Genomic DNA, 21,289 nt, shown 5'->3' with positions numbered 1-21,289 from the left:
ACGTTAATCAACGTAACCTTTCATCACGCTTCCTAACCATTCCATAAATAAATGCACCCGCCGCGACAGGTTGCGGCGATGCGGGTAAAGCAACGACACCGGCATCGGTTCCGGGCGGTACTGCGGCAGGATTTCAATCAGCGTACCGCTGCGCAGAGCGTCTTTAATCCCCACGCGCGGCACCTGGATAATACCCAGCCCGGTCAGCGCCGCCGCCTGGTAAGTTTCGGTGCTGTTGACCGTTAAGATGCCGCCGGTTTTGACCCAGTGGGTTTGCTTATCCATCGCGTATTCAAACCCCTGGGGGCGGCTGCCAAAATGCGTGGAATAGTGCACCACCGCATGGCTGGCTAAATCCTCAAGCTGTTCAGGAAAGCCGAAACGCTCCAGATAATCCGGGCTGGCGCAGTTCACCACGGTGAGTTTACCAAGCGGGCGCGCCACCAGACCGGAATCTTTCAGGTGCCCGACCCGCACCACGCAGTCGAATCCTTCGCGCACCACATCCACCAGCCGGTCGCTGCTGCTGAGTTCCAGCTCAATGCCCGGATACTGCTGTAAAAACGCCGGCAGTTTCGGCATCACCAGATTTTTTGCGATGCGCAGTGGCATATCTACCCGCAAGCGCCCGCTAACGCTGGAAGGATCGTGCAGAAACAGCCCGTCCAGCTCATCAAGATTGGCCAGTAAATCGCGGCAGCGCTCATAGTAGACCATGCCGTCCTGGGTAAGCTGCACCCGGCGCGTGGTGCGGTGCAGCAGCCGCGTACCCAACGCATTTTCCAGCGCCTGGATTTGCCGCGATACGCTACCTTTAGGGAGTCCGAGTGTTTGCGCGGCCTGGGAAAAACTCTCCAGATCCGCCACCCGAATGAACAACTGCATTGCGTGAATTTTATCCATCGGTTGGGCTTATTGTTGTTGAAAACGAAACAGTGATGCGCAACGCAGCATCTTTATTGATTTCATAGCAGCTAATAAGCTTTCCCTCAACCACCGTAATAACGCAGACGAGGTTTTTATGACGCAACGTATCGCAATTGTGACCGGCGGCAGCCGCGGCCTTGGGAAAAACGCAGCGCTAAAGCTGGCGGAGAAGGGAATTGCCATTATCCTGACCTACAACAGCCAGCGCGAAGACGCAGACGACGTGGTGCGCGAAATTGAGAAAAAAGGCGTTAAAGCGCTGGCATTACAGCTTAACGTCGCCGAAAGCGACAGCTTTGCCGGATTTGCTAATGAAGTGAAGCAGCAGCTTAAACATGTCTGGCAGCGCGAGAGCTTCGATTATTTATTGAACAATGCCGGGATCGGCATTAACGCGCCGTTTACTGACATTACCGAGGCGCAGTTTGATCAGTTAGTGAACATTCACTTCAAAGGGCCATTCTTCTTAACCCAATCCCTGTTGCCGCTGATGAAAAATGGCGGGCGCATCCTGAACGTCTCCAGCGGCCTGACGCGGTTTGCGCTGCCGGGCTATTCCGCTTACGCCGCCATGAAGGGCGCGATGGAAGTGCTTACTCACTATCAGGCTAAAGAGCTGGGCGCACGCGGCATCTCCGCCAATATTATCGCCCCCGGCGCAATTGAGACCGACTTCGGCGGCGGTGCGGTGCGCGATAACGCTGAACTGAACAAGGCGATCGCATCACAAACGGCGTTAGGTCGCGTGGGCCTGCCGGATGATATTGGCGAAGCCATCGCCGCGCTGCTGGGCGACGGCCTCGGCTGGATGAATGCCCAGCGTATTGAAGTCTCAGGCGGGATGTACATCTAGCCAGCGTTTACGCCGGGCGGCGCTATCAGCCCGGCGTAAATTCTCGCGCCAGCAGGCCGAACAGCCAGTCGTCCTGCCAGCGATCGTCGAGAAAATAGTTTTCCCGCAGCGTCCCTTCCAGCACAAATCCGCTCTTCTCCAGCACCCGCTTCGACGGTTCATTGCCTACCGTCACCGTCGCGACCAGTTTCCGGTAATGGCAGACCTGAAACGCGTAGCCGCAAATTGCCTGTAACGACTCATAACCCAGGCCCTGACCGTGCACCCGCGTCGCCAGCAAATACCCCACTTCCGCAATCCCGTCGCCGCGATCGATAAACCCGGTCACGCCGAACGGTTCGCCGCTGCGCTTTTCGCGCATCACCAGGCACAGCCAGTGGCTGCTACCCGGCGCCCATCGTGGTAATCGGCTGTCAAACGCGGCGCGCATCGCCTCATCGTCGCGGGCCGACGCCAGATAGCGCGAGATGCGCGGGTCACGCTGAAGCGCCACAAAAAAAGGCCAGTCTTCAGCGGTAATTTGCTGATAAGTGATGCGGGTTGAAGTTACGTCGTCTGCGGGTTGCACGCGGGCTCCTGTTAAATGAAAAATATATCGAACGCTTTTCGCCCGATGGTAAGACATGTAAATGGTCTATCTTTGAGTTCACTGTCAGTAACGCTCAACACAGCAATATACATAATCATAATAATTTAGCGCTAATCCCAGGCAGAGCGGGTGGGCGCGTTAACGAGTGTAAGGATAACCATGACTCGTTCAGCACAGCTTATCGCAAGAGAACAATTCGAAGCAGCCTTGCAGGCGATCCGTCAGGCGTCGAAAGAGATCCTCTCCCTGCTCGGCAATCCGGTGGCGGAAGCCAAAGATCCGCAATGGTTTTTACAGCAGATGGATAACGCCCGGCAGCATCTCGGCAGTTGGGGGCTGGTCGCGAAGCGGCTGCATATCAACGATGCCGAACTGTCGCAATTTACCCTGCAATTACGCCATCTCCAGCAACTGGTGCCGCAATATGAAAGCGGGGCTGAAGTCAGCGCCACGGCGCTGATCGCCGCGCTGCGGTTTGTGGCGACGCTGGAGCTGGTGCGCCTGCGCCAGCCGCTGTTGCACTACAGCACGGATCTGGCGCTCAGCCAGCCGCCCCAGCCGCGCGCCGCCAGTGTCCAGTTACGGGGTCTGGAACTGATGCTAAAAAGCCTGATCCGCGAGGCCTGGCCGGATGAAGTGACGCTGGTCAACCATCTCAAAATGCTGTTCGGGGCTAACAAAGTGCGGCGCTGGCTGAAGTTCGCCAAACCCGGCGACATTCTCAGCGGGATGCAGTTCAGCGAACTGGCGCAACTGCTGGTGGATAAAAAAGAGTTCGCTAAACACTATGCCGCGCATTTTCCGGAAAGCGGCGCGTTAAGTTTCCTGATTGAGCCGCGTAAATCTCTGCTGACGTTTCTGGATGATGTGCGGCTGATCCGCAACCATGCGCTGGGCCAGCAACCGCTCTCATCGGTCCAAATGACGCTGCTGGAAAATTATTACGCCGCTATCACCTCTCCTGTCCAACAGCGTTATGTCCAGGGCAAAACCCAGGTGCATCCCGGCGGGTTCAGCGCCTGCGATGACGACGAACTCAGCGCCTTTTTTACCGATGCCGAACAAAAACACCAGACGATGAGCGGCGATATTTTCGAGATCCGCGATGCGATTGATTCACCACGCCACAAACCGCCGCGCACCCGCGAACAGCGTGAGCAACTGGTGGTCGGCGTATTGTGGGGCGCAGTGGGCCTGGTAGCGATAGCGATTGCCGTCGGAGGGTTACATCTGGTCAATCAGACCCGTAAACCCGTGGCGGCAAGCCCGCCAGCGGCCTATGCCGCGCCCGTTGAACCTGTCGAAGCCCGCGAGAGCACGCCGCGCCAGCAGTTAAATCGTCTGGGTATCGCCTGGGACGAAAACCATTTTCGTTCCGCGATTGACCGCGATGATGACCGCATCGCCCGGTTATTTTTACAGGCCGGGATGGAATGGAAAGTCTCCTGGACCGAGCAGGCGCTGGAGCGTAAACAGCATAACGTGCTGGATTTGCTGCTCGGTTATCGCCTGCAAATGAACGAACCCAAGCCGTGCCGACGGATGATTGCCTCGCTCGGCCACGCCCTTTCCCAGGGGCAAGCTTTTAGTTCAATCCGTAAGTCTTACCTGAAAGCGTTTTGCACCACGCCCGCCGTGGTCAAGCGCCAGGGCAGTGATTACGCCCAGGCGCAGGCGCGAGCCGCCGCCACGGGTGATAAAAACGATGAAAAATGGGCGGGGATCCAGAAAGCGATCTATAACGAAATCAAATAGCGCGAGGCCATGTCTATGCAAAACACCCACGGCAGTCTTATTGATGTTCCCGGCGTCAACGTCGGCCACGCCGCAGATGCATTAAAACAAACCGGCTGTAGCGTGGTGCTGTTTGAAGACGGCGCAGTGTGCGGCGTGGACGTTCGCGGCGCAGCGCCCGGCACCCGCGAGACCGACTTGCTCAATCCCACCAACTTGATCGACAAGGTCCATGCCGTGGTACTGAGCGGCGGCAGCGCCTTTGGCCTGGATGCGGCTTCCGGCGTGATGCAATGGCTGGAACAGCGCAAAATCGGCTTTGATGTGGGTGTGACGGTAGTGCCCATCGTCCCGGCGGCGGTGCTGTTTGATTTAACCTTCGGCGACCCGGCGGTGCGGCCCGATGCTCAGATGGGCTACCGCGCGGTGAATGCAGCATCGACAAACCCCTTCCCGTCAGGCAATACCGGCGCGGGCGTCGGGGCGACCATCGGCAAAATGGCGGGAATCGAAAAAGCGATGAAAGGCGGGCTGGGTACAGCCTCGATGACCGGACCGGACGGACTGATCGTAGCGGCGATGGTGGCGGTCAACGCGGTGGGCGAAATTCGCGACCCGCAAACCGGGCAAACTATCGCAGGCGCCTGCGATGCGCAGGGTCATCTGCTCGATATACAGGCCAGTGTGCTGAACAATCGCGATAGCCACTTCAGCGCGGGCACCAACACCACCATCGGGATTATTTGTTGCAATGCCGCTTTCACCAAAAGCCAGATGCAAAAAGTGGCGCAAATGGCCCATGACGGCCTGGCACGCACCATTTACCCGGTACATACCCTGAGCGACGGCGATACGCTGTTTGCCGCCACCACAGGCGGTGTCGAGACCACGGTCAACATCGTCGGGATGATGGCAGCGGAAGTGATGGCGGCGGCGGTGCTGGATGGGGTGCGCGCCGCACGCAGCGCGCATGGCGTACGCGGCCTGGCGGCTAGTTAATGTAGTACGCCACGTCGGTGGGTTTCATATCTGTCGCCGTCTGGGTAATCAACCCCTGGGTTTGCGCCTCTTTGTAATACAGTAGCTTACGATTCGACTCGCTGGATAAAATAGTATTCAGTTCCGCGTCATCGTATTTGGTACAGGTTTTATAAATTGCCGCAAACAGGTCATTCCCCATGGAAAGCGACTGGCTGAGCATTTTGATATCGTTAGGTTTCAATTCTTCGGAAACGTTAACCAGGGGCAGGGCCGCAGGATGCAGAAGAAACATTGCCTCAGGCATGCTACGGCGGTTTGGCGCGGCGCAATAGAGTAATGTCGCGGCAGAGGCGATTTGCGAAAGATTCACCGTTTCAATCGGCAGCGAGAAATTCTTAACCGCTTCATACCCTGCATAACCGGCATCCATTTCGCCGCCGGGGCTATTGATATACAAACTGACCTGTTTGGTATTCGGGTAATTCATGACGATACCATCCAGTGCTTTCATTAAGTTGGCGATACTGGCATTGGTGACAGACGTGTTATAAACAATTTTAATGGTGGAAACGTCCAGCGGCGTTAGCCGTTGTGTTTTCATTTCAATTAATTGCCCATAACTGCCAAACGAACAAAGACCCAAAATCATAATTAACGACAAGGTTATTTTTCGCATGAGAGTGGCCTTATAAAAGACAGTGTGTCAGAAAAATGAGGCACACGTAGCGTAGCAAAACGGCTTTTATTTGACAAAAACTCATCGCACGCCAGGGGAGTTTTTTTAATAAAATATAATATATTTCACTTAAGCTCGGCGATAATAAAATAGCCCGTCAGGCTTCTGGGATGACGGGCTATCTTAACTCGGTGGGGTTGATAAAAAACTTATTCTTTCATAAGGTCATTTTCATTCTCCTTTACGATATTATGCTTTTTTAGCGGTCACGGCTTTGCAGGCAAAATAAGTCACCAGGGCAATAATCAGCGGCGCAACGATATGGGGGTTAACATCATGGCCCGTTTTTTCTTGCACGATTTCAGTGAGATAATCGCAGCCCAGGATGATGGCAAAATAAATACACACCATCAGTGCCAAAAATTTTGGTTTAGTGAACGCATTATTTTTACGGTTATTTCGATTCATCATGATCACCACTCGTTAGCGGGCTTGCTTAATGATTGAAGCTTACGCCCGGGTTTATCAACCAATTATCAATATAGCGCTAAAAATTAGGAGCACGGGGTGTTTAAACGGTTATTCTTTCGGGATAACAATAAGATCCACTGGTCTCCCGGTTATGAAGAAAAGCCGGAGATCCTGTTTGGGCAAGACAATACTTTTACCATCAGGAACTTTCGTAATGCCTTCATGATCGATAATACCCTGCATTTTGAATGGCAGGATAAGACGCTTAATCTTGATGATATCGCCAGCGTCGATCTGGTTATCTCTTACTGGTCCAGCCGGCATATTGCCCATGTGTTTCTTTCTTTTGGTTTTTTCAGTGGCGACTATGTGGCGATTTCCATTGAAACCCGCCGGCGGGCTTCACAAACCTATTCCACCTGGAAAGGCTTTTTCAACACTTATGAATTGATTTACGTGGTGGCGGATGAAAGAGATTTAATCGGCGTACGGGCCAATATCCGTAAAGAGGATGTCTATATTTACCGGGTCAACGTGACCAAAGAAGTATGCAGGCAGGTATTTCTGGATTATGCCGAACGCATTAACAGCCTGAAAAACAGTGATGAGTTTTACAACACGCTGAGAAACAACTGCACCACCAATATCTTACGCCACAGCCGTAAGGCCGCGCCTGACTTTAAATACAACTGGATGGTGCTGTTAAGCGGTCATGTCGATCAATATTGCTACGATTTAGGATTGCTCGACAAAACATTCACCCTTGAAGCGTTACGGGCCAATAGCAAAGTCGCGGCGGTTGTCGGCACGCTCAATGACGATTATTCACAACGGATCCGGCCCGGTTACCATGAGCCATAACAATACAGGACGCAAAATGATGATCAAACGTACCGCCATTGGGATGGCGTTGCTGATACCGCTGAGCGGAGCCACAGCGGCGGAGATCGGCCTGGGCATCGAAGGTGAAGCGCAGTTTAACCCCTATAAGAGCTATAAAACCGACTACTCCGTCATTCCCTATCTGGGCTATGACAATAAGATCGTTTACCTGGACGGCACCGAAGCGGGGGTCTATTTCGTCAATGACGACAAGAACGAATTCAAAGCGCGCGTCTGGTATCTGGACGTGGAATTCGACCCGGACAACGCCCGCCAGTGGGCGATCCGCCAGCTAAACTCACGCCACAGCACGATGATGGCCGGGGTGAGCTATCAGCGCATCACCGATATCGGCGCGTTTCGCGGGGAGTTTTCCGGCGACACGCTCAATACCAGCAACGGGCTGATGGCGACGCTGGCCTGGGCCGGACAACTTGTCGCAGAGCCAGTGACGATTTATCCGCAGGCGGGCATCGACTGGTATAGCGACAAGCTGGCGCGTTATTACTACGGCATCAGCGAGCGCGAATCCGCTAAATCAGGGTTAGACGCCTGGTCCCCCAATGACGCCTTTGCGCCCTGGCTGGCGGTGGCGGCAGACTGGAAGGTGACTGACAATCTGCATTTCTACCTGCAACCGCGCGTCACCTTCCTGCCTTCAACGATACGCCACAGCCCAATGGTGGATGACAACATCCTTGCCGACATTGAGTCCGGGCTGGTGTGGTCGTTTTAAGCCAGTTATTCCTGCGCCGTGGAGCGTGTTTTCCACGGCATGCGTTTGTACCAGGGCTGTGGGACCGGATGAACAATGGCACGTAATGCCCGGGCGTAATCCATCACCAGGCCCGGCGTCCAGGCCATGGTTAAGGCTCTTTTACGCACCTGGGACGCGATCCACAGTTCCGGCATAAACAGCACTTTCAGGGTAGTCAGCCAGCTTCCCCGCCGGTTGGCTAACACCCCGTCCAGCGCCGCTTCCAGCGAATACGCCACGCTGCTTGAGCAGTTGCGGTAAGTCAGGTTGTAAATTTCATCTTTGCGATAATTCGTCCAGAACCGGTGCAGCGCCTCGCCGTTAAACCCGTGGAAATGGATTTTCATATCGGAATGGCACCAGTTGCCCGACTCCGTGACGTAATCGGGCTGATATTTCCCGGCGATGTCGTTGTCGTGGGTGGCTTTCAGCAGGCGGAAAAACTCAGACGGCGAGCGGTCGATATCTTCAGCCGGGTACAGGCTGACATAAACATGGGGAGACGCCTCCAGCGCCGCATGGCCGGTCGAGATCACGCCGTGGGCATCTACCGCAGCAATATAGCGGTTGATCACCGGGCGCGGTACCGCGGGTTCATTAGCAGAGCCTTCCGGCGTCCAGATATGCACGGTCAGCGGCGAGGTAAACTCCAGCGGCGGCGTCACCGACCCGGCGGCTTTTTCTGGCACCGGGCTGCCCTTCACTTTGGTGGTAAAGCCTTTGGCGAACTCACGCGGCACCATGATCTGGAACACCGAGGTAGCATTTTTTAACTGCCTTGCCCGCATCGCCACGCGCAGCGTGTTAATGCTGCCCGCTATCATCAACACCCCCAGGAAAAACGACACCGTGGCGCTGGAATGGGTAATTAAAAACCCGGCAAAGGCGATTTGCAGGCTGCCCATTACCAGCGACGCGCGCCAGCGCGGGAAACGCACCACCCAAGCGGAGGCAATAACAAACAGGCCGATGACGAAATACGAGAAGCCAAAAATCACCGACAGCAGGATATTACTGTAACGGGCATCCACCAGCATAATTAACGAAACGAAGAAAAAGACGCCGCCTTTAAAATAGAGCACCGCTTTTTGCGCGCCTATTCCGCTTGCCGCCACGCTCAGGGTGATCAGGCTCTCTAATAACAAAACGATGCCAAAGGTTTTTAACGGGAAATACGTTTGACCGTCAAAGCCATCAATAAAAATCAGAACGCCCGCGATACCCCACAATAAGCCACTTATCCAAAGATATTTGGCTTTATCACGCACAAATTCTGCACCGAAAAGCAATAATGCGATTTGTAACATAACGACTCTCCGCCTCTCTGCGCTTAACTGAACGTGGTGGTGCCACTGATTCGCCAGTTGCCAATAATAATGGGTTGTGACTGGTTATTAATCAGCACGTTGCCGCTGTCAGTGATGGTGACCCAGCGGTCATTTTTATCTTTAAACCGAAATGAGATAGTGGGCAGCTTATGCGCCTGCCCGATGTCGCTCCACTGGCGCTGAAATTTCTCGCGGTCGTCCGGGTGTACGCGTGCCAGCATTTTTTCTTTATCGGTCAGCTCGTCGGTAGCGATGTCGTCCAGCACATCCAGCGTGTGATCCCAGTAAAGTTGCCCGGTAACCAGATTGAGTTGATAGATAGCGTCGCGCGCGCTTTGCACGCCGTTACGATTATCCAGCCGCTGGGCGCTGCGGGTTAATACCCGAATAAATACCATTAATAACGCCGTGGCGGTTAAATAACATTGTGCAATCAGCAACGGCTCACCGGCTCGTAGCCCTTTAATAAAGAAGGGGCCCATTTTTTGAATCGAGAACCAGATAACAATCGCGCCGAGGGTTAATAACGCAAAGGATCCGCCCCGGTTGCCCCACAGTATCGCCAGCGCCACCGTTAACACGATGGGAATACAGGCCGCCGCAAAACGCAGCACATCGTAGCGATGGGCATTGAACGCATCGGTGATATATTTCACCGAGTCGCTGAATATCCAGGCGGTAATCAGGATCAGCAGCACCCACACAAAGCCCCCGGCAATCATTATCCTGCGGTGCATACCTTGAGTGCGCAGATGATTATTCAGGAAGCCCATAATGATGGTGGTGGCGAAGAGGATGCCGGTAACGTCGGCAATTAACCCCGGCCAGAACGTGCCGCTAAAGGATTCGTTGCGGAAGTACCACAACCCCCACGACAGCACCAGCGCATCTACCACGCTCACCAGCACCGTGGCAATCAGCCACATTACGATTTGGTGCAGGTCATCGCCTTCACGTGAAAACCGTCTGACAAGCCAGGCGATAGCCATGGTGGAAGGCATGGATAACACCGCAAACATCAGGTTAGTGGGGAAGTTATCCGTGGTGGTGTTATCCAGAATGAGGTTGAGAATGATGAAGCCGGCGAGAAATAGCCACCATTGCCGCCACGGCGCGCACAGAAACGCCGCCGTCGCGACCCCTGCCGGGAACCACACAATGGAAAAATCAAGGCTCGGATCATCAAGCTGTAGCGAGACCAGACCGGACACATAATAAATGAGCATCCAGATGGCAAAGGAAACGGTCTGATGCATAAACGGTGAGAGTTTGCCTTTCATCGGGACGTCTCGTTGGTTTCAGGAAGTCTGTATTATCGGCGATAATCCGAAAAGTTTCATAGCCCCAGGGTAAACGCAGCGACGATTTTTGCGCTTTTAAGCGCACCTGACGCAACGATATATCATATAAATCTCTCCTCCCGAATGGCTCGCTTGCACCGCCGGGTTTTTGCTATTTTTTACCGGGGCATTTGCTGTTATTTTCGTAGCGCAACACAAAACGCAACACGAAATTTATTTTTGTACACATATTTTATTTACCGCTTCGTTTTCAGCAAAACGGCACAGGCCAAATATATAAAATATTATCAGCGACAAACCTTCTATCCTGGCGTATGTCTGGTCTGTAAATTTTTATTAGCGTCCATTTAAGAAAAATCCTGAAACTATTCTAAATGACCACAACCGAGGATGAATCGGGCATTGGCGTCTATCCTTATGCAGGCCAGACAAAAAAACTGGCACGACGATAATACTCATTATTTTTTATTAAAAAACGATGGGTTACGGTCTGAGAAAACTACCGCGAAATCGAAGACCTGATATTTATCCGTGGGTGGTTCTGTTATTGCAGAACGGAACGGAGAATAAACCGACCGTTATTTTCGACCAGGATCGCCATGTCGAAAACGCGCCGGGAGATTTTCGATAAGGTGTTTAATCTAAGAGGAATAATCATGGCAACGACTTACGAAGAGAACTATCTGGACTGGGTAAGAGATGCGCATGCGATGGAGAAACAGGCTGAATCCATGCTTGAAAAAATGGCTGGACGTCTGGAGCACTATCCGGATCTGAAAGCCCGGATTGAGCAGCACATTGAAGAAACTCGCCAGCAGCAAACGCTTATTCAGTCCGTTATCGATCGTCACAATACCTCTAACTCCGCCTTCAAAGACGTCATGGGCAAAATGGCCGCTACCGGCCAGGCTATGGGCGGTATGTTCGCCGATGACGAAGTGGTCAAAGGCGCCCTCAGCAGCTATGCGTTCGAACACTTTGAAGTGGCCTGCTATACCTCGCTGATCGCAGCGGCGCAACTGGTCGGCGACCAGGAAGGCGCACGCATTTTTGAACAGATCCGTGAGCAAGAAATCGCGATGGCGGAGTGGGCATTAAATCATATTCCTGATGTTACCGAGCAGTTCCTGGTTCGTGACGCCGCACCAGGCGTTGAAGCCAAAAAATAATCCCTTCTTTTGCATGATGCCCGCCGCTAAGGCGGGCATTTCACTGCCTTTTACTTTTGCGGAGTGAGCTTATGTTCAGACATGTCAAAAAACTACAGTACACAGTGCGCGTATCAGAACCGAACCCTGGCCTGGCGAACCTGTTGCTTGAACAGTTCGGCGGCCCACAGGGCGAGCTGGCGGCGGCATGCCGTTACTTTACCCAGGGTCTGGGCGATGACGATCCGGGCCGTAAAGATATGCTGATGGATATCGCCACCGAAGAATTGAGCCACCTGGAAATCATCGGCTCGCTGGTGGGAATGCTGAATAAAGGCGCGAAAGGCGATCTGGCCGAAGGCACCGAAAAAGAGGGTGAGCTTTATCGCACCATCACCGGTAACGGCAACGATAGCCACCTGACCTCCCTGTTGTATGGTGGCGGTCCGGCGCTGGTGAATTCCGCCGGCGTTCCCTGGACAGCGGCGTACATCGACACCATCGGCGAAGTTACGGCGGATTTACGCTCCAACATTGCGGCAGAAGCCCGCGCCAAAATCATCTATGAGCGCCTGATTAACCTGACCGATGACGTTGGCGTAAAAGACGCGTTAGGCTTCCTGATGACCCGCGAAGTGGCGCACCAGATTTCGTTTGAGAAAGCGCTGTATTCGATTCGCAATAACTTCCCTGCCGGGAAATTGCCGCCAATCGAACAATACTCCAACGTTTACTTCAATATGTCTGAAGGCGATGACATGCGCGGTAGCTGGAACTCCGACGAAAACTTCACCTATGTGGCCGATCCGCAACCTGCGGTAGACGGTGGCGACGGTTTGGCAAACGTACAGCTGCCTCCTTCGCAGCAAGCCAATCTGGACAGCATGATTGCCCGCACCGCATCTGACCCGTCGGTTAACCCGGTCACCGGCACCGATATCGGTTCGGTTCCGCCGATCGAAAATGAAGCCGCCTCCAGCAAATCTCCGGTGAAAAAGCCGAAGAAATAAGGTAATACGTGACGGCTCACAGAGCCGTCACCGCCTCCCGCCCGAGTGACATATTCCCGCCAGAGATCAACAAAACCATTCATTCAGTGTGTCTATAATGCGGAGCCAATTTTACTCTCGCCCGTGTAACGGGGAAGGAAAAATATGTCTCTTATCACTGAATTACCCGCCATTTTCGATCAGTTCTCAGAAGCCCGTCAGAAAGGTTTTATCACCGTTATGGATCTCAAAGAGCAAGGCGTTCCGCTGGTCGGCACCTATTGCACTTTTATGCCGCAAGAGATCCCGATGGCCGCAGGCGCAGTGGTGGTCTCGCTGTGCTCCACCTCAGATGAAACCATCGAAGAAGCCGAAAAAGACCTGCCGCGTAACCTCTGCCCGTTGATTAAAAGCAGCTACGGTTTTGGGAAAACCGATAAATGCCCTTACTTCTATTTCTCCGACCTGGTGGTAGGCGAAACCACCTGCGACGGCAAGAAAAAGATGTATGAATACATGGCCGATTTTAAAGCGGTCCACGTAATGCAACTCCCAAACAGCACCGCCGACGCTGCGTCACGCGCGTTGTGGAAAGCAGAAATCCATCGCCTGAAAGACGCCGTTGAACAGCGTTTCGGCGCGACGATCACCGAACAGGCGCTGCGCGACGCCATCGCGCTGAAAAACAAGGAGCGCCGCGCGACAGCCAATTTCTACCACGTCGGGCAGCTTAATCCACCCGCGCTCAGCGGGATGGATATCCTCAAAGTGGTGTATGGCGCGACTTTCCGCTTCGATAAACAGGCGCTGATCGACGAGCTGAACGGCATGGCGGAACGCGTGCGCCAGGAATGGCAGGACGGCAAACGTCTGGAAGCGCGCCCGCGTATTCTGATCACCGGCTGCCCCATCGGCGGCGCAGCGGAAAAAGTCGTGCGCGCCATCGAAGAAAATGGCGGCTGGGTGGTGGGTTTTGAAAACTGCACCGGCGCGAAAGCCACCGAACACTGCGTGGAAGAGACCGGCGACGTGTACGACGCGCTCACCGACAAGTACCTGGCGATTGGTTGCTCATGTATTTCCCCTAACGACCAGCGCCTGAAACTGCTTAGCCAGATGGTGGAGGAGTACCAGGCCGACGGCGTGGTGGATGTCATTTTGCAGGCCTGCCACACCTATGCCGTGGAATCGCTGGCGATTAAGCGCCACGTGCGTGAACACCACCACATCCCGTATATCGCCATTGAGACCGATTATTCCACCTCGGATATCGGGCAGCTCAGCACCCGCGTGGCGGCTTTTATCGAAATGCTTTAAGGAGCGGTTGTGGCTGTATCAATAGGGATTGATTCCGGTTCCACCACCACCAAAGGCGTACTGTTGCAGGACGGCGCCATTGTGCGCCGCTTTCTGTGCCCGACGCCGTTCCGCCCGGAGACGGCGATCCGCGAAGCCTGGCAGAGTCTCAGCGCCGGGCTGGATGAGCGCCCTTTCCTCACGTTGACCGGTTATGGTCGCCAGTTGGTGGACTTTGCCGATAAGCAGGTTACGGAGATTTCCTGTCATGGCCTGGGCGCGCGCCTGCTGGCCCCGGATACCCGCACGGTGATCGACATCGGCGGACAAGACAGCAAAGTCATTCAACTGGATGAACAGGGTAACCTGGCCGACTTCCTGATGAACGACAAATGCGCCGCAGGCACCGGACGGTTTCTGGAAGTGATTTCCCGCACTCTGGGCGCAAGCGTCGACCAGCTTGACGCGATTACCCGTGGCGTGGAACCCCACGCTATCACCAGTATGTGTACGGTTTTCGCTGAATCTGAGGTGATTAGCCTGCGCTCGGCGGGCGTCGCCCCGGAAGCGATTCTGGCCGGGATCGTCAACGCGATGGCGCGCCGCAGCGCCAACTTTCTCGGCAGACTGTCGGCACAGGGCCCGGTATTGTTTACCGGGGGCGTTAGCCATTGTGCGGTATTCGTCGACAAGCTCACAGATCACGTGGGCATGACGGTGCAAACCCATCCCGACGCCCAGTATGCCGGGGCGGTAGGCGCGGCGCTGATCGGCCAGCAGCCGGGGAAACGCCGATGACCGAATACCTGTTTCTGTTCCACAATACCCTCGGCGTGGTGAAAACCCGCCGGGCTTTGCAGGCGGCGGGGAGGGATTTCCGCGTTACGGATATCCCTCGCCAGCTGCGCGGCGGCTGCGGGCTGTGCATCTGGATCGCCTGTCCTGAAGAGTCGTATCAGGAATGGGTTATGGCCGGGCTGACGGAATCGGTGTATCGGGTGCAAGGTGAACAATGGGACTGCATCGCCACGTATCCACCAGCGTGAATCGTTGACAGACATGCAAACAAATGGTTGTATTGCACAACTATTAAATCTTATCCGATGCCGCCATGATCGACTCTGCTATTATTAACGACATCCGTGTCTCCTCCCGTCTGATGGTTCGCGAACTGGGCTTTATGAATGCCACTCTCGCCGCCACGGAGTATTCTCCTTCCGCTGTCCATACGCTGGTGGAAATTGACGCCCACGGTGCGTTGACTGCCGCCCAACTGGTGCACATTCTCGGGCTGGAAAAATCCAGCGTCAGCCGGATGGTCAGTAAACTGATCGCTGCCGGTGAGTTGCAGGAAACGCCCTCAACACAGGACGGACGGGTAAAGCAATTGCAACTGACCGAAAAAGGCCGGGAAAGCGTCGCGCGGATCAACCAGTACGGCGCGATGCGGGTCGTCGACGCGTTGGAGCAGCTCAACCCTTCCCAGCAGCAGTCCGTGGCCCGTGGGCTGGCGGCCTATGCCTGCGCGCTGGAGGCTTGCCGTAACGGTGCGCGCGTTAGCGAGGCCAGCCCGTTTGAGATTGTCACCGGCTATCACCCCGGTATGATTGGCCGTATTAGCGAAATGCACGGCAGCGACTACGCCAAAAATTATGGTTTCGGGCACTTCTTTGAAGGCAAAGTCGCGTCGGGCCTGGCGGAATTTTGCGGGCGGCTGGACAAGCCCTACAACCAGATCTGGTTGGTGATGCATCACGGACGGATTGTCGGCTCGGTTGCCATCGACGGCGAGGATTTAGGTAATAACGAAGCGCATCTGCGCTGGTTTATCCTTGACGACGACTGTCGCGGCAGCGGTATGGGCCGCCGGTTGTTGAGTGAAGCAATAGATTTTTGCGACCAGCAGGGGTTTTCGGCAACGCAGCTCTGGACGTTTAGCGGGCTCGACGCGGCGCGTCGGCTGTATGAGTCGTTTGGATTTACGCTTGCCCGCGAATGGCAGGGCGACCAGTGGGGACGGGAGATGTTGGAGCAGCAGTTTACGCGGATGGGGCGTTCATAAAAAATGCCCACCATAAAGGTGGGCACTGGTTTCATTAATCCAGACAGCGAATTAACGCATCGTCACAAACTCTTCCGCCGCCGTCGGGTGGATTGCCACGGTATTATCAAAGTCTTTCTTAGTCGCGCCCATTTTCAGCGCCACCGCGAAGCCTTGCAGGATTTCATCCATCCCGAAGCCAATCCCGTGAATACCGACGATTTTCTCTCCCGGGCCAACGCACACAAGCTTCATGCGGCACGGCTGGCGGTGAGAGGTCACAGCGGTGTACATCGCGGTGAAAGAGGATTTATATACTTTCACCTGGTCATCGCCGTACTGCTCGCGCGCCTGCGGTTCGGTCAGGCCCACGGTGCCGATCGGCGGGTGGCTGAACACCACGGTCGGAACGTTGGTGTAATCCAGATGCTCTTCCGGCTTGTTGTTAAACAGGCGTTCGGAGAGACGGCGACCGGCAGCAACCGCGACTGGCGTCAGTTCCACGGCACCGGTGTTGTCGCCTACCGCGTAAATGCCTTCAACGCTGGTATTCTGGAACTTATCGACGACAATGTAGCCTTTTTCATTGGTTTTAACGCCCGTTACCGCCAGATTAAAGTTGTCGTTAGCCGGTTCGCGGCCAATCGCCCAGATCAGGCAGTCAACGGTTTCGCTGCGACCATCCTCCAGTTGCAGCGTCAGGCTGCCGTCAGCGTTTTTCACTACCGCTTTCGGGATCGCCTGGGTGTGCAGCGTCGGGCCTTCGGTGTTGATCACTTCCACCAGCGTTTCGACAATCAGCGGATCAAAGTTACGCAGCGGCGCGTGTTTACGCACAAACAGGTGGGTATCAGCGCCCAGGGCATTCACCACGCCAGCAATTTCCACGGCAATATAACCTGCGCCCACCACCGCAACGCGTTTCGGCATCTCGTCCAGCTCAAAGAAGCCGTCGGAATTAATACCGTATTCCGCGCCCGGAATCGACGGAATAGACGGGCGGCCACCGGTGGCGATCAGGATATGGTCAGCGGTAATGGTTTCGCCATTCACTTCCACGGTATGCGCATCGACAAAACGCGCGAAGCCACGGATCACATCAACAATGTTTTTCTTCAGCACCGTCTCGTAAGAGGTATGGATGCGATCGATGTAAGCGGTACGGCTGGCAACCAGTTTCTTCCAGTCGAAATGGTTCACGGTGGTATCGAAACCGTAATCCGGGCCGTACAGATGGATGGCTTCCGCGATTTGCGCCGCATGCCACATCACTTTTTTCGGCACACAACCGACGTTGACGCAGGTGCCGCCCAGCTCTTTGGCTTCAATCAGCGCGCACTTCTTCCCGTACATGGCTGCCCGGTTAATGGAGGCAATACCGCCGCTGCCGCCGCCGATAGCGAGGTAGTCGTAATGTTTGGTCATGAGTCTAATCCTTAATGTCTGATTGCCGCGATTGTATACCTGAAATCAATAGGTTCCATCGATGGCTGTGATTATTCCGGCACGATCCAACTGACGGTAGCGTGCCCGGTTCCTGCCGGCACCAGCTTTTTATGTAGCCACGGCAAAACGGTGTTCATCTGCTGTTCCAGCTTCCACGGCGGGTTAATCACAATCATCCCCGACGCGGTCATGCCGCGACGATCGCTGTCCGGCAACACCGCCAGCTCGATTTGCAGAATACGGCGAATGCCGGTTTCTTCCAGCGCGTGAACCATGCGTTTGATCTGCTGACGCAGGACTACCGGATACCACAGGGCGTACACACCGGTCGCAAAGCGGCTGTAACCCTCTTTAATGCCGGTCACCACCGCCTGATAGTCGGTTTTCATTTCATAGGGCGGATCGATAAGAACTAATCCACGACGCGACACCGGCGGCAGTTTAGCCTTCAGTTGCTGATAGCCATCGGAACGGCTGACGGTGGCGCGGTCGTCTTTCTGAAATTCGGAACGCAGCAGCGGGAAGTCGCTGGGGTGCAGTTCGGTCAGTTGCATACTGTCCTGTGGGCGCAGCAGCTGACGCGCGATCAGCGGGGAACCGGGGTAGTAACGCAGTTGCCCGCCACGGTTAAAATGCTCCACCGCGCCGATGTACGGCTCCAGTTCGGCAGGCAAATCATCCTGCTGCCAGATGCGCGCGATGCCTTCCAGATATTCGCCAGTACGCTCCGCATGTTCGCCGCTTAACTGATAGCGCCCTGCCCCCGCATGGGTATCCAGATAGAGAAACGGTTTCTCTTTTTCTTTAAGGGATTCAATGATAAGGCTTTGTACAGTGTGCTTCAGTACGTCGGCGTGGTTACCGGCGTGGAAGCTATGGCGATAGCTAAGCATGTAAAACGTTTCCAGATGGGATCTAAGGGTATGGGCACAGTATACCGGAAAGTTAACCCAACCGGGGATTGCCGACGGCGACCATTGAAATCCACTACACTAAACCCCAGATCACCACACAATGAACAAAGCGCCGCTCGATGCGCTTCACTTACCTTTTAATCAGGAACGCGCTTATGACCAATCCATTACTCGTCCCTTTCGAGTTGCCGCCCTTCTCCACCATTAAACCCGAACATGTGGTTCCCGCTGTGACGCAAGCGTTGGATGCCTGCCGTCAGCGTGTGGAAGAAGTGGTTGCGAAAGGCGCGCCGTACCGTTGGGAGACGCTGTGCCAGCCGCTGGCGGAAGTGGACGATCGTTTAGGGCGCATTTTCTCCCCGGTCAGCCACCTCAATTCGGTGCAGAACAGCCCGGAACTGCGCGAAGCCTACGAACAAACCCTGCCGCTGCTGTCTGAATACAGCACCTGGGTCGGCCAACATGAAGGGCTGTATAACGCGTACCGCGATCTGCGCGACGGCGAGCACTACGCCGCCCTCGATACCGCCCAGAAAAAAGCGGTGGATAACGCGTTGCGTGATTTTGAACTCTCTGGCATCGGTTTGCCGAAAGACAAACAGCAGCGCTATGGTGAAATCGCCGCGCGCCTCTCCGAGCTGGGCTCGACCTACAGCAACAACGTGCTCGACGCCACGATGGGCTGGAGCAAGCTGGTTACCGATGAATCTGAACTTTCCGGGATGCCGGAAAGCGCTCTGGCCGCCGCCAAAGCCCAGGCCGAGGCCAAAGAGCAGCAGGGTTATCTGCTGACGCTGGATATCCCGAGCTACCTGCCGGTGATGACTTATTGCGACAATCAGGCGCTGCGTGAAGAGATGTACCGCGCCTACAGCACCCGCGCCTCTGACCAGGGCCCGAACGCCGGGAAATGGGATAACAGCCCGATTATGGAAGAGATCCTGGCGCTGCGTCATGAACTGGCGGAACTGCTGGGCTTCGAAAACTACGCCCATAAATCCCTTGCCACCAAAATGGCGGAAAACCCGCAGCAGGTACTGGATTTCTTAACGGATCTGGCAAAACGCGCCCGTCCACAGGGTGAAAAAGAACTGGCCCAGTTGCGTGACTTCGCTAAAGCGCAGCATGGCGTGAACGAACTGCATCCGTGGGATATCGCTTACTACAGCGAAAAACAGAAACAGCATCTGTACAGCATCAGCGACGAACAGCTTCGCCCGTACTTCCCGGAAAACAAAGCGGTTAACGGCCTGTTCGAAGTGGTTAAGCGCATTTACGGCATCACCGCCAAAGAGCGCAAAGACGTTGACGTCTGGCACCCGGATGTGCGCTTCTTCGAGCTGTATGACGACAGCGGCGAACTGCGCGGCAGTTTCTATCTTGATTTGTACGCCCGCGAAAACAAACGCGGCGGCGCGTGGATGGACGACTGCGTTGGCCAGATGCGCAAAGCCGACGGCTCGCTACAAAAACCGGTGGCCTATCTCACCTGTAATTTCAACCGTCCGCTGAACGGCAAACCGGCGCTGTTTACCCACGACGAAGTGATCACCCTGTTCCACGAATTCGGCCACGGCCTGCACCATATGCTGACGCGCATCGAAACCCCAGGGGTGGCGGGCATCAGCGGTGTGCCGTGGGATGCGGTAGAGCTGCCGAGCCAGTTTATGGAAAACTGGTGCTGGGAGCCGGACGCGCTGGCGTTTATCTCTGGCCATTATGAAACCGGCGAACCGTTGCCGCAGGAACTGCTGGAGAAAATGCTGGCGGCGAAAAACTACCAGGCGGCGATGTTTATCTTGCGCCAGCTGGAATTCGGCCTGTTCGATTTCCGCCTGCATGCGGAATTCAGCCCGGATTTGGGGGCGAAAATCCTCGAAACCCTGGCAGAAATTAAGAGCCAGGTGGCCCTGATCCCGGGTCCGTCATGGGGCCGTTTCCCGCACGCTTTCAGCCACATTTTTGCCGGTGGCTATGCGGCAGGTTACTACAGCTACCTGTGGGCCGATGTGCTGGCGGCGGATGCGTACTCCCGTTTCGAAGAAGAAGGGATTTTCAACCGTCAAACCGGCCAGTCGTTCCTCGACAACATCCTGACCCGTGGCGGGTCCGAAGAGCCGATGGCGCTATTTAAACGCTTCCGTGGCCGCGAACCGCAGTTGGATGCGATGCTGGAACACTACGGTATTAAGGGTTAAACCCACTCGTGAACATCTGTTTAATTGATGAAACTGGCGCCGGAGACGGCGCCTTATCACTTCTGGCGCAGCGCTGGGAACTGAACCACGATGCGGATAACCCGATGGCGCTGGTATTAACGGCGGAGCATCTGGAATTACGCAAGCGCGATGAACCGAAGCTCGGCGGGATTTTTGTCGATTTTGTCTCCGGAGCGATGGCCCATCGCCGTAAATTCGGCGGTGGACGCGGCGAAGCGGTCGCTAAAGCGGTAGGTATTAAAGGCGATTATCTGCCGGACGTGGTGGATGCCACGGCAGGCCTGGGGCGCGATGCCTTTGTGCTGGCGTCGGTAGGGTGCCATGTGCGGATGCTGGAGCGTAATCCGGTGGTCGCAGCTCTGCTGGATGACGGCCTGGCACGCGGCTATCAGGACCCGGAAATCGGCCCCTGGCTGCGCGAACGGTTACATCTGATCCACGCTTCAAGCCTGACGGCGCTGGAAAACATTAACCCGCGCCCACAGGTTGTGTATCTTGATCCGATGTTTCCCCACAAGCAGAAAAGCGCGCTGGTGAAGAAAGAAATGCGGGTGTTTCAGTCACTGGTGGGGCCGGATATCGACGCGGACGGATTACTGGAACCCGCCCGACGTCTGGCGACCAAGCGCATTGTGGTCAAACGCCCCGATTATGCGCCGCCGCTGGCGGGCACCGCCACCCAGTCGGCGGTGACGACCAAAAGCCATCGCTTCGATATCTATCCGCCGCTGGTTTAG

Annotated in this window: 21 protein-coding genes; 13 read left to right on the top strand and 8 right to left on the bottom strand. The window is 55.2% G+C overall.

Annotation, left to right across the window (positions count from 1 at the left end; all coding sequences use genetic code 11):
* Positions 1 to 3: 3 nt before the first annotated feature.
* Positions 4 to 903, bottom strand: coding sequence for a LysR family transcriptional regulator (locus ACVV26_RS01065; RefSeq protein ID WP_474799619.1), 900 nt, complete (start codon positions 901 to 903; stop codon positions 4 to 6).
* 118 nt (positions 904 to 1,021) lie between these two features.
* Here ACVV26_RS01065 and ACVV26_RS01060 point away from each other — a divergent pair, with 118 nt between their 5' ends.
* Positions 1,022 to 1,780 (top strand): SDR family NAD(P)-dependent oxidoreductase, encoded by a 759-nt coding sequence (locus tag ACVV26_RS01060; RefSeq protein WP_474799618.1) that lies wholly within the window; start codon positions 1,022 to 1,024, stop codon positions 1,778 to 1,780.
* A gap of 25 nt (positions 1,781 to 1,805) precedes the next feature.
* On the opposite strand, the gene ACVV26_RS01055 is transcribed toward ACVV26_RS01060, so the two are convergent.
* A complete protein-coding gene (locus tag ACVV26_RS01055; protein WP_474799617.1) occupies positions 1,806 to 2,348 on the bottom strand; it encodes a GNAT family N-acetyltransferase in 543 nt (180 codons plus the stop codon).
* Between the two features lie 180 nt (positions 2,349 to 2,528).
* Between ACVV26_RS01055 and ACVV26_RS01050 the strand changes: the two genes are divergently transcribed.
* Together ACVV26_RS01050 and ACVV26_RS01045 are read left to right on the top strand one after the other, a co-directional pair.
* Positions 2,529 to 4,124, top strand: coding sequence for an STY4199 family HEPN domain-containing protein (locus ACVV26_RS01050; protein ID WP_474799616.1), 1,596 nt, complete (start codon positions 2,529 to 2,531; stop codon positions 4,122 to 4,124).
* A 9-nt stretch (positions 4,125 to 4,133) separates the two neighbouring features.
* Positions 4,134 to 5,102 carry a P1 family peptidase gene (locus ACVV26_RS01045; RefSeq protein ID WP_474799615.1) on the top strand — a complete coding sequence of 323 codons (969 nt, stop codon included), beginning with the start codon at positions 4,134 to 4,136 and terminating at the stop codon, positions 5,100 to 5,102.
* Here ACVV26_RS01045 and ACVV26_RS01040 read toward each other — a convergent pair.
* Positions 5,095 to 5,685: an ATP-dependent Clp protease proteolytic subunit gene (locus ACVV26_RS01040; RefSeq protein ID WP_474799614.1), complete on the bottom strand. Its 591-nt coding sequence runs from the start codon at positions 5,683 to 5,685 to the stop codon at positions 5,095 to 5,097. The two genes, ACVV26_RS01045 and ACVV26_RS01040, sit on opposite strands and share 8 nt — an antisense overlap.
* 324 nt (positions 5,686 to 6,009) lie before the next feature.
* Entirely contained in the window at positions 6,010 to 6,231 is a 222-nt protein-coding gene (locus ACVV26_RS01035) for a hypothetical protein (protein WP_474799613.1), read from the bottom strand.
* Between the two features lie 96 nt (positions 6,232 to 6,327).
* Here ACVV26_RS01035 and ACVV26_RS01030 point away from each other — a divergent pair, with 96 nt between their 5' ends.
* Together ACVV26_RS01030 and ACVV26_RS01025 are read left to right on the top strand one after the other, a co-directional pair.
* Positions 6,328 to 7,092 (top strand): Lnb N-terminal periplasmic domain-containing protein, encoded by a 765-nt coding sequence (locus tag ACVV26_RS01030; protein WP_474799612.1) that lies wholly within the window; start codon positions 6,328 to 6,330, stop codon positions 7,090 to 7,092.
* A 16-nt stretch (positions 7,093 to 7,108) separates the two neighbouring features.
* Positions 7,109 to 7,849 (top strand): MipA/OmpV family protein, encoded by a 741-nt coding sequence (locus ACVV26_RS01025; protein WP_312983029.1) that lies wholly within the window; start codon positions 7,109 to 7,111, stop codon positions 7,847 to 7,849.
* A gap of 5 nt (positions 7,850 to 7,854) precedes the next feature.
* Here the strand turns inward: ACVV26_RS01025 and ACVV26_RS01020 are convergent, their stop codons facing one another.
* Positions 7,855 to 9,177: an HdeD family acid-resistance protein gene (locus ACVV26_RS01020; RefSeq protein ID WP_474799611.1), complete on the bottom strand. Its 1,323-nt coding sequence runs from the start codon at positions 9,175 to 9,177 to the stop codon at positions 7,855 to 7,857.
* 23 nt (positions 9,178 to 9,200) lie between these two features.
* Complete coding sequence (locus ACVV26_RS01015) at positions 9,201 to 10,478, bottom strand: MASE1 domain-containing protein (RefSeq protein WP_474799610.1); 1,278 nt, start codon at positions 10,476 to 10,478, stop codon at positions 9,201 to 9,203.
* 677 nt (positions 10,479 to 11,155) lie between these two features.
* Between ACVV26_RS01015 and ACVV26_RS01010 the strand changes: the two genes are divergently transcribed.
* From ACVV26_RS01010 to ACVV26_RS00985, 6 genes are all read left to right on the top strand, one after another.
* Positions 11,156 to 11,668: a ferritin-like domain-containing protein gene (locus ACVV26_RS01010; protein WP_312983034.1), complete on the top strand. Its 513-nt coding sequence runs from the start codon at positions 11,156 to 11,158 to the stop codon at positions 11,666 to 11,668.
* A gap of 71 nt (positions 11,669 to 11,739) precedes the next feature.
* A complete protein-coding gene (locus ACVV26_RS01005; RefSeq protein ID WP_474799609.1) occupies positions 11,740 to 12,657 on the top strand; it encodes a manganese catalase family protein in 918 nt (305 codons plus the stop codon).
* A 144-nt stretch (positions 12,658 to 12,801) separates the two neighbouring features.
* Entirely contained in the window at positions 12,802 to 13,953 is a 1,152-nt protein-coding gene (locus ACVV26_RS01000) for a double-cubane-cluster-containing anaerobic reductase (protein ID WP_474799608.1), read from the top strand.
* Between the two features lie 9 nt (positions 13,954 to 13,962).
* Positions 13,963 to 14,730: a putative 2-hydroxyacyl-CoA dehydratase activator YjiL gene (yjiL, locus tag ACVV26_RS00995; RefSeq protein WP_474799606.1), complete on the top strand. Its 768-nt coding sequence runs from the start codon at positions 13,963 to 13,965 to the stop codon at positions 14,728 to 14,730.
* Positions 14,727 to 14,978 (top strand): putative Se/S carrier protein, encoded by a 252-nt coding sequence (locus ACVV26_RS00990; protein ID WP_474799605.1) that lies wholly within the window; start codon positions 14,727 to 14,729, stop codon positions 14,976 to 14,978. Before yjiL ends, ACVV26_RS00990 begins: the two co-directional genes overlap by 4 nt.
* Before the next feature lie 65 nt (positions 14,979 to 15,043).
* Entirely contained in the window at positions 15,044 to 15,994 is a 951-nt protein-coding gene (locus ACVV26_RS00985; RefSeq protein WP_474799604.1) for a bifunctional helix-turn-helix transcriptional regulator/GNAT family N-acetyltransferase, read from the top strand.
* Between the two features lie 51 nt (positions 15,995 to 16,045).
* Here the strand turns inward: ACVV26_RS00985 and gorA are convergent, their stop codons facing one another.
* Entirely contained in the window at positions 16,046 to 17,398 is a 1,353-nt protein-coding gene (gorA, locus tag ACVV26_RS00980; protein WP_474799603.1) for a glutathione-disulfide reductase, read from the bottom strand.
* A 71-nt stretch (positions 17,399 to 17,469) separates the two neighbouring features.
* The gene (locus ACVV26_RS00975) at positions 17,470 to 18,312 is read right to left on the bottom strand and encodes a 23S rRNA (adenine(2030)-N(6))-methyltransferase RlmJ (protein ID WP_474799602.1); all 843 of its coding nucleotides are present in this window, start codon (positions 18,310 to 18,312) and stop codon (positions 17,470 to 17,472) included.
* Between the two features lie 176 nt (positions 18,313 to 18,488).
* On the opposite strand from ACVV26_RS00975, the gene prlC reads away from it, so the two are divergent.
* Positions 18,489 to 20,531 carry an oligopeptidase A gene (prlC, locus tag ACVV26_RS00970; protein WP_474799601.1) on the top strand — a complete coding sequence of 681 codons (2,043 nt, stop codon included), beginning with the start codon at positions 18,489 to 18,491 and terminating at the stop codon, positions 20,529 to 20,531.
* Between the two features lie 8 nt (positions 20,532 to 20,539).
* Positions 20,540 to 21,289 carry a 16S rRNA (guanine(1516)-N(2))-methyltransferase RsmJ gene (gene rsmJ, locus ACVV26_RS00965; protein ID WP_474799600.1) on the top strand — a complete coding sequence of 250 codons (750 nt, stop codon included), beginning with the start codon at positions 20,540 to 20,542 and terminating at the stop codon, positions 21,287 to 21,289.

This window comes from Atlantibacter sp. MEI4A-1023, assembly GCF_056155425.1.
The sequence above is the reverse complement of the archived record's forward strand: the minus strand, read 5'-3'. Positions and strand labels throughout refer to the sequence as shown.